The organism is uncultured Paraglaciecola sp., assembly GCF_937123705.1.
In the GTDB taxonomy this organism is placed as follows: domain Bacteria; phylum Pseudomonadota; class Gammaproteobacteria; order Enterobacterales; family Alteromonadaceae; genus Paraglaciecola.
Genome location: NZ_CAKZKO010000059.1, coordinates 1 through 4,256, shown reverse-complemented (window position 1 = coordinate 4,256; position 4,256 = coordinate 1). Strand labels below are relative to the sequence as shown.

Sequence of the window (4,256 nt, the reverse complement as noted above, 5' to 3'; positions counted from 1 at the left end):
TAACTTAAGGGGCAAAAATTATATTATTACTGACCTGTTAAGCCACTTTCCCCTCGGTAGATCACACGATCGTTACCGCGGTAGATGCCAAATGTGACGACGGTTGAGGGATCTTCATCGCCTAGCTGTCTCCAGTTATAGCGCAACCATGGCTGTTCTTGATCACTACCTGAACATGTAATGGGGTTTTCACCCGTTTTAGCGGTTGGTGCTGAATCATCCATTCTTAACCACAGGCGAACTTGTTCACGTGGTGCGTCAGTCCCTGAAGGCGTATTTTGATTTGCAGTGACTTCTTCCTCTCCATCATCCACATTTCCACTACCATTAAGTGATGCCAATGTAGTTTTCACCTCATTACTGGTCCAAATAACTTGCTTACAAATATTTGAGCTGCTGAAGGTGCTGCGATCATCATCATCGTTAACAACAAATTCGCTCCCATCCCAGAACTCAGCACGAAGTGGAATCGTTAGGGTAGTATCGGAATTACCACCAATATCATCTAGCGCCATTCGGCCATAACGAGCAGGAGGTTGAACAGGAAACGCCGCTGAGTTTGTTAAAGTATCAGAATCAGTAAATGACACAGGATCAGTTCCTTCAATCGTTAAACCAAAGTTTGTAGCAGTAGAGTTGGCATCTGACGTATTAAACGGTGTATCTCTTCGGCTAACATCATCAGAATCCGTAACTCGCTGAAGAACTGCGGCACTGTCATTCAACACCCAATGCTTACGCTCAACAGACCAAGATCCAGCCCCCGTATCTAACAAGAAACCATTTTCTACACTGGCATCATCCAAAATACCAAAACTAGCTTGCAGATCTGAACTGAAGAACCTGTAGTTATTGAGCGCATTATCCGTATCGCTCTCACCTGATGCCATTGGATACACTTGGTGAACTGCAGAATCATAAGGTTGACTTAGGTATGCAATATCATTTTGATTAGCGACATTCCATTCAGGAGTACCTTGCACAAAATATTTAGGGTAGAAACGACCAACAGATTTACTACCAGTTAAACCACCTAATATTGAGCTATAGAAGCTTCCGGTTTCAGTTGCAACAAAGTTAAAACTACCCACATCTGAGTATTTTAAACTTTCAAATTTATAGCCTTTGTTAGACTGATCATTCGATGAAATTTGTTTAATTAGCTGAGTCTTAGGGGTTAAATCACCTAAATTAGCGTCAGGATAAGCCGTAATTAGAGGTGTATCTAAAGTCGTTGTAACTTCCACGCCTGCTGTTGACTTAAAGTAATTATTCGTCAACAAGTTATCATCGCTACAAACAGAAGGTGAGTTAGTATATTTTATTGGACGAGCGTACACGTCAAACGCCTCACCGGCGGCAACAAATGCTGCACCACTACTGCTGTTACCATCAGAGTTATTATCCGTACAGATCGCAAATTGCCACGGGCGAGAATTAATTAAGAAACTTCCAGAGAGTTTGTCAACGCCACTTTCAGGGCAACCTGATATTTCACTACAGTCAAAACTACTGTCAATCAGCGTTACTTTAAACTGGCCAGCCTCTTGAATAGAAAGAGTATCGGTGGTCTCTCCGTCATCACTCGCTTCAAAATCTGGTTTGTAATCGAGCAAGCTTATCGCATCATCGCCGTTCACTGGTTGAACGATATCTAGACTCACAGTAGGCGTACCCACATAATCTTGTGACAGCGACGAATCTTGAGTATTACAAGAAGACACTTTTGCCGTCACTGAGTAATCCATCCCAGCAACAACAAACTGCTCATCTACATCGAACTTATAAGGTACAAAGTTAATCTTTGATGCTGTAGTTTCAGTTTCACCATTCCAATTTCCGCTTACACCGTAGCTTTCCAATTTCGAAGACGATAAATACAACGTCTTTTGTCCATTTACAAAGTTGCTTTGATAGTCCCCAGTGAATGTAGAACAACTGCTTTCATTCTCATCTTCACACCACTTCCCAGTAGAGTTTGGTGTATGTGATGCAGTGAAACTATCTTGAACCGTATTAATCACATTGCCATCATCATCTACGACTTTAAACTCAACCTCAGCGACCTCACAAGTCAAAACGTGCAAGTATTTTGGGGTTACAACAAGCTTACCATTTTCAATAGGAGGGAGTTTACACTCATAATTTGGTTTTCTAATAACAACTTTTCCTGTGAACTTTGTTGTTCTAACAGTTGCAGCACCATCCAATGTCGAACCGTTCATCATTAATTTATCTGCGAGGATAAAACCTTTAAAGTGTGAACCCTCCACTGGAAATTTAACTTCTCCTTGGGGAGCATTAATTATTGGATAATAATCATAGTTAGAAATATTTAGAGCGAGCGCAAACTCCATTCTACTCAATACATTTATTTTTGAATTAGAGCCAAACACATAATTAGAATTGCTAGATTGATGATGATAGTCATCAAATGTAACTGTAGAGTTTTCGGGAAAAACAAACTCCACATCATCTCCTCTGCTTATTACTGTTTTAGAAACATAGAGACCGTCAGTAAAAACAACCCTAACAACATCATAGTCAGAACCAACTTTGTTTACTTTAAGCTCAGCAAGATCTTTCTCTATGACAACATCAACATTCCTACCATTAACTTGATAGGAGCATAATTCCGAACTTTCACCACAATTTAATGAGATATCATTATTTTGAGCGCTGATAGTTAAAGACCCTGTCGGGCTTCTAGGAGCAATAGGAGTCACTTGGCTACCCGCGATTTTTCTTAATGATAATTGGCCATCATTATTCCCCACATCACAACCATAAGTATCAGTACAAACTGGATGGTTATATAATTTATCACCTGTATCACGAACCATCGTATCAAAACCTAACAATAAGAAGCTTCTCATATCTGGTTTATACCATTCAGTATAATTAAACTCGTCAGCTAAATAGAGTTCGTAAGAATCTGGCTCTAAACTAAACTCCTTTTCATATCGAGATTTATAATCCGGAGACCATCCTTCAAATCTAACGATATCATTTGAGACTACTAGCTCACTTACAACCCCACTCCAGCTTTGAATTGGTTCCGGGAACAAGTCACAGACGTTGTTCGGAATGACCACATCAGGAAGTTCATACGCAAAGTACCCTACTTGTTCCGCTGTACCGTGCTTGCGTTTAGTAAGGTCATCAATATCTTCATCAAAAGCAAATGTAAATGTTGATTCTGTACTATCGCTAGACTGCTTACAGTAGCGTAGCCAACCGCCATCACTACCCTTGCGTGTCTGCTTATTTGCTATGACGCCAAATTTATCAAAAACAGTAGAGTCCGGGAAAATGATTTCATTGTTAGTACACGACCATTGTAATGAGTTATTGGGGTTTTCTTTTTGCTTATACTCGCCAGGAGCTCTCGCAAAAATGACCTTGGACTCACCGGCAAGGTCCGTGCCTACAAAGGAATCTATCGCAAAATAAGCAATATTCTTTGACGAATTTGGAGACTCTTGCCGACCAACTTCAAGAGCAATATCAAAACTAGTGGAGGATAAATTTCGCAATGCAGTCGTAGCCCAATCGCCGTTTTTACCCTGAACTTGAGCCATAACCACAGGAGTTTTTAACTCGCTTAATTCACTGTTGTAACTAACGTTTTCCCAGCCTTTCTTACTTGCATCACAAGCAGTTCCTTTACATTGAACTTTGTCCGTATTGATAATGCCAGCCTCGCCAAAAACTGAACTTCCATTATTATCTTTAAACTCTAATTTGCCAGGTTCAGTTACAAAATAATAAATAGGTGACATTTGATCTGCAGGAGAAATTCCTGGTGGAGACTCACTCAATATGGTCGCACCTTTTTTATTGGACCAGACTTCAGAAACACTTGATTTAGTGGGCTTTGTTGAGTCATTGCTAATCCCATCAGGAATTATTGTCGACATAAGAAAGACCATCGGGTTTTTATATTCTTCTTTGAAAAGTAAGCTGCATCCATTCGTGCAATCTAAACCTTCAATGGTACCGAACTCGTAGGAAACCTTTTCTAAACCAAGGGTCTGGTCAGACTCTTTCTCTTCACCCGCTAAAACGAAAGAAACGTGACACAAGATAACCGTGACCACACTCAACTTCAAAAAACTAAAATAACAACGAGCATTACTTTTAAAAGCTCTAAAAAGAACAATCCAAAATGCCATAACTACTCCCTCACCCAAACTTCTTGAATACGCTGTACTTGGTTGATACCTGAACCACAAATGGCTGTTGATTCAATTTTG

General features: G+C 40.1%; 1 protein-coding gene. It reads right to left on the bottom strand.

The window, feature by feature from the left end; translation table 11 throughout:
* Window positions 1-26: 26 nt before the first annotated feature.
* Window positions 27-4,175, bottom strand: a complete 4,149-nt coding sequence (locus Q0688_RS10170; RefSeq protein WP_299075571.1) for a DUF6701 domain-containing protein — start codon at window positions 4,173-4,175, stop codon at window positions 27-29.
* Between the last annotated feature and the right edge of the window lie 81 nt (window positions 4,176-4,256).

Excerpts from the sequence above, each read along its gene's own strand:
- Q0688_RS10170 (WP_299075571.1), bottom strand. The coding sequence starts at position 4,175 with ATGGCATTTTGGATTGTTCTTTTTAGAGCTTTTAAAAGTAATGCTCGT.